Annotated in this window: 4 protein-coding genes; all 4 read left to right on the plus strand. The window is 68.8% G+C overall.

What is annotated here, in order from left to right; translation table 11 throughout:
• The first annotated feature begins 2 nt into the window (after nt 1-2).
• Nucleotides 3-677 (plus strand): TlpA family protein disulfide reductase, encoded by a 675-nt coding sequence (locus tag ACYVDG_RS32465; RefSeq protein WP_460764010.1) that lies wholly within the window; start codon nt 3-5, stop codon nt 675-677.
• Nucleotides 677-1,498: a cytochrome c biogenesis CcdA family protein gene (locus tag ACYVDG_RS32470; RefSeq protein ID WP_460764013.1), complete on the plus strand. Its 822-nt coding sequence runs from the start codon at nt 677-679 to the stop codon at nt 1,496-1,498. The genes ACYVDG_RS32465 and ACYVDG_RS32470 overlap by 1 nt, the downstream gene beginning before the upstream one ends.
• 1 nt (nt 1,499) lies before the next feature.
• Entirely contained in the window at nt 1,500-3,119 is a 1,620-nt protein-coding gene (gene resB / locus ACYVDG_RS32475; RefSeq protein WP_460764016.1) for a cytochrome c biogenesis protein ResB, read from the plus strand.
• Nucleotides 3,116-4,071 (plus strand): c-type cytochrome biogenesis protein CcsB (gene ccsB, locus ACYVDG_RS32480; protein WP_460764020.1); only part of this gene is annotated, 956 nt, incomplete at its 3' end. The genes resB and ccsB, both read left to right, overlap by 4 nt.

A 4,071-nucleotide genomic window follows, 5' to 3' on the forward strand; every position in this document is an offset into this window, starting at 1 on the left:
CCCTGTCCGGTTGTGCCGGCGGCACCGAGATCGAGTCCGGTGACGAGGAGGACCGCTTCATCGCCGGCGACGGCAGCGCCACCGTCTTCGAGGCCGGAGAGCGCGATGCCGCCCCCGACGTCACCGGGACCACCTTCGACGGTGACGAGCTCTCCCTGAGCGAGTACGAGGGCGAGATCCTCGTCCTCAACGTGTGGGCCAGCTGGTGCGGGCCCTGCCGTGAGGAGCAGCCCGTCCTGGACGAGGTGCACGCCGAGTACGGCGAGCTCGGCGTGGACTTCCTCGGCGTGAACATCAAGGACAACGAGACCGCCGCACTGGCCTACATCGACAACGGCGACATCCTCTACCCGAGCCTGAACGACCAGCCCGGTGAGATCCCGCAGGCCTTCCGGGACACCGTCCCACCGCGCGCGATCCCCAGCACCCTGGTCATCGACCCCGACGGCAATATCGCCGCCCGGGTCATCGGCCCCACCACCTACGGGCAGCTCACCGACCTCATCGACCCGCTGGTGGTCGAGTTCGACTTCGGCGACCCCGAGGACCGGCCCCGCGTCTCCGAGCAGGAGGGCCACGCCGAGGACGACACCGAGGACGACGCAGACGAAGAGGACGCCACGGGCGAGGGTGACGCCGAGGGCGACGAGGACACCGGCACCGGGGACGGCGACTGATGGACCCGATCGGCACCACCGTCCTGACCGGCTCGCTCCTCCTCGCCGCGCCCCTGGCTCTGGCCGCCGGCCTGGTCTCGTTCCTCTCCCCGTGCGTGCTCCCACTGGTTCCCGGCTACCTCTCCTACGTATCCGGCATGAGCGGGTCCCACGTACGCGACGACGAGGAGGGAGCCTCCGGCGAAGGGGGGACGGCCACGGCCACCCGCACCGTCGCCGAGGTCGACGCCGAACTCGCCCAGCGCCGGTGGACGATGGTCACCGGCAGCATCCTGTTCATCATGGGCTTCAGCCTCGTGTTCATCGCCGTCGGCGGGTTCATCGGCTGGCTCGGCGACCTCTTCATGGACTACACCGACCCCATCACCCGGGTGCTCGGTGCGCTCACGATCGTTCTCGGCCTGGCCTTCATGGGTTTCATGCCGGGGTTCGGTCGCGAGTTCCGTTTCCACCGCCTGCCCCGCGCCGGACTGGCCGGGGCGCCCCTGCTCGGGGTGCTCTTCGGCCTGGGCTGGACCCCGTGCATCGGACCGACGCTGGCCGCTGTGCAGACCCTCGCCTTCGTCGAAGGGGGCGCGGGCCGGGGCATGCTCCTGTCTCTCCTCTACTGCATCGGCCTGGGGCTGCCGTTCATCCTCGCCTCGCTGCTCTACCGGCGTGCACTCAACGCCTTCGGCTGGCTCAAGCGCCACACCAGGACGGTCATGGTGTTCGGCGGCGTCATGCTCGTCGTCGTCGGCCTGGCCATGGTGTCCGGGCTCTGGACACAGCTGATGATCGTTATGCAGGGCTGGGCCGCCAACTTCCAGACGGTGATCTGATTTGACCACGAGCACGTCCGAGAACTCGGAGAAGACGACCGCGGGGAAGGACCCCGCTCAGGGGCCCAAGGGCCTTGGCATCGTGGGTTGGGGGCGCTGGATCTGGCGCACGCTCACGTCGATGCGCACCGCACTGATCCTGCTCTTCCTGCTGGCGGTGGGGGCCATCCCGGGTTCCTTCCTGCCGCAGAACGTGGTCAGCGTCGACGAGGTGAGCACCTTCTTCCGGGAGAACCCGGAGTTGGCGCCCTGGCTGGACCGCTTCTACCTCTTCGACGTCTTCTCGTCCCCTTGGTATGCGGCGATCTATCTGCTGCTCTTCGTCTCGCTGGCCGGGTGCGTGATCCCGCGCGCCATGCTCCACGCCAAGGCCGTCCGGGCCCGGCCGGTGCGCACCCCGCGCAACCTGGGGCGGATGCCCTACGTGGCCCGCTTCAGTACCGACGCCGAGCCCGAGACGGCCCTCTCCGAGGCCCGGAAGGTCCTCAAGGGGTACCGCGTGGACCGGTACGGGGACTCGGTGTCCGGTGAGACCGGCTACCTGCGCGAGTTCGGGAACGTGCTGTTCCACCTCGCCCTGCTGGTCCTGCTGCTGGCCTTGGCCGCCGGTGCCTTCTTCGGCTACCGGGGCAACATGCTGATCGTCGAGGGCGACGGGTTCGCCAACACGCTGCCCTCCTACGACGCCATCTACCCGGGGCACTGGACCAACACCGACGAGTTCGAGCCCTTCACGATGCACCTCGACAACTTCGAGGCGACCTTCATCGACGACGGCGACCTGCGCGGCCAGGCGGAGTCCTACGTCGCGGACATCACCTACAAGGATTCGCCCGATGCGGAGGAACAGCAGCACACGCTCGAGGTGAACCACCCGCTGAGCGTCAACGGGGTGCAGGTCTACCTGCTGGGCCACGGCTACGCACCGGAGTTCCAGGTGCACAACGCCGACGGCGACCTGGTCTTCGACCAGGCGGTACCGTTCCTGCACCGGGAGACCATGACCTACACCTCCGACGGCGTCATCAAGGTGCCCGACACCGGCGGGGAGGAGCTCGGCTTCGTCGGGGTCCTCCTGCCCACCGCGGGGGAGGACAACGAGGGCGAGCTGGTCTCCACGTTCCCGGGGGCCGAGGACCCGATGGTGACCCTGGAGGGTTACCGGGGCGACCTGGGCATGATCGACCCGCAGTCGGTCTACCAGCTCCAGACCGAGGGGATGGAGGAGATCGGGGAGTCACCCGTGCTGGCCGTGGGCGACAGCTGGGAGCTGCCCGACGGGGCCGGAACGGTCACCTTCACCGGGGTCAAGGACTACGTGTCCCTGCAGAGCAACCGGGACGGTGCCCGGCTGCCCGCGCTGGGCGCGGCCACCGCCACCGTGGTCGGTCTGCTCCTCACGTTGTTCGTGCGCCCCCGCCGCGTGTGGGTCCGCGCCACGCAGGACGAGGACGGCAGGACCCGGGTCGAGCTGGCCGGGCTCGGCAAGACCGAGGTGGCCGGAAACAACCAGGAGTTCCACGAGATCACCAAGCAGCTTGCCGGAAGGCTCCGCAGCGAGTCCGACGACAATCCCCACACCCCATCCGACCCTTCGACGACAAGAGGGAGTGACCGGTGACGTACACACTCGCCGGACCGGTGGACGAGACGATGGCGTCGGCCAGTGACACGCTGATCATCGCGATGATCGTGACGTACGCGGCCGCACTGTTCCTCTTCGCCATCGAGGCCGCCTACGGACGACGCACCAGACTCAAGGCCGGCCGGCTCATGCCGGTCGGTGCCGGAGCCCCCGAAAGCGCGGACGACGGCGACATCGAGGTCAACGTCCGCACCACCGAGGGCGAGGCCCACGCCTCGCAGAGCATCCTGGGCAAGATCGCCCTGAGCGTGACCGCTCTGGGCTTCCTGTTCAGCCTCGCGCAGATCATCGCCCGCGGCCTGGCGGCGGGGCGCTGGCCCTGGGGCAACATGTTCGAGTTCGTCGTGGCGATGTGCCTCGTGGCCGTCGGCGGGCTCCTCTACGCCGCCTGGCGCTACCAGGCCCGCTTCCTCGGCGCTTTCGTGCTGGTCCCGGTTCTGCTCCTGCTGGGCATCGGTGTGCGCTGGCTGTACATCGACCCGGGCCCGCTGATCCCGGCCCTGCAGTCCTACTGGGTGCCGATCCATGTCACCGCGCTGATCCTCGCGGGCGGGGCGTTCATGGTCTCCGGGGCGGCGGGCATCACCTATCTGGTGGCGTACCGCGCCGAGGCCAAGAAGGCCCTGGGGGACAAGGTCGCCGGGATCTCCGGGCGCCTGCCCAGCCCCGAGCTGCTCGACCGCATCTCCCACCGCTTCATCCTCTTCGCCTTCCCCCTGTGGACCTTCGGCGTCATCGCCGGTTCTATCTGGGCGGACGAGGCGTGGGGCCGGTTCTGGGGTTGGGACCCCAAGGAGGTCTGGTCCTTCATCACGTGGGTGATCTACGCGGCCTACCTCCATGCCCGTGCCACCGGGGGCTGGCGCGGTCCGAAGGCGACCTGGATCAACGTGATCGGCTTCCTCACCGTCATGTTCAACTTCTTCGC

Source organism: Nocardiopsis oceani (assembly GCF_054777395.1).

Coding starts and splice junctions, on each gene's coding strand:
- ACYVDG_RS32470 (WP_460764013.1), top strand. CDS start 677: ATGGACCCGATCGGCACCACCGTCCTGACCGGCTCGCTCCTCCTCGCC.